1 protein-coding gene is annotated in these 617 nt (G+C 67.3%); it reads left to right on the top strand.

Annotated elements, in window-relative coordinates:
- Positions 1–372 precede the first annotated feature (372 nt).
- Positions 373–552 (top strand): hypothetical protein, encoded by a 180-nt coding sequence (locus tag IF47_RS0126755; RefSeq protein ID WP_031511607.1) that lies wholly within the window; start codon positions 373–375, stop codon positions 550–552.
- Positions 553–617 lie beyond the last annotated feature (65 nt).

The following is a 617-nucleotide window of genomic DNA, read 5'->3' as shown; positions in this document are numbered from 1 at the left end:
GCGCAGTACAGACCCAGCAGGAACACCGGTCCGTCCACGAGCGCCACATCGCGACCACCGAGCACGCGGGCGTACCGATCCCGCATCTCGGAGGCATCAGGGTGGCTGGTTATATCACCTCTGGTGGGCGAGACGTTGGCCATGACTCGTCTCCTTCGTCTTGAAAGGGCGACCGCGTCTGGTGGGGTATGCGGTAAGCGCCGCGTAAGCACATTCTGCTCTTATTTTTCCTTTATGTGTAGGGGTTGTGCGGGGGTGCGGACTCCTACCGGGCGGTACATGTCCGGGCGGATCGCGGGCAACCGGATGGGTACGGCAGTGACCGATCGACGTCGCCCGGCGGGCGGCACAGGACAGCGGAGGGCAGCGGACATGTCTACGGCGATCAGCGCGAAGGTGTTGGAGCGGTTCCCGGCGGGAGCCCCGCGCGGATCGTGGCCGGCGGAGGAGTACGCGGCACGCTGCCGCGCCGAGGGCGAGCCCGCCACCGTCGTGATGGACCTGGAGTCGGACGCCTTCCTCGTGGTGGTTCCGTCGGGCGACGACGCCTGAATCCGGCCGAAATCCGGCGGGATACGGCACCCCGCGATCGTCGAGGCCACCGACCTGTTAGCGCG

The sequence above is a fragment of the Streptomyces megasporus genome (genome assembly GCF_000718985.1).
In the GTDB taxonomy this organism is placed as follows: Bacteria; Actinomycetota; Actinomycetes; order Streptomycetales; family Streptomycetaceae; genus Streptomyces; species Streptomyces megasporus.
The sequence above is the reverse complement of the archived record's forward strand: the minus strand, read 5'-3'. Positions and strand labels throughout refer to the sequence as shown.

Coding starts and splice junctions, on each gene's coding strand:
- IF47_RS0126755 (WP_031511607.1), top strand. CDS start 373: ATGTCTACGGCGATCAGCGCGAAGGTGTTGGAGCGGTTCCCGGCGGGA.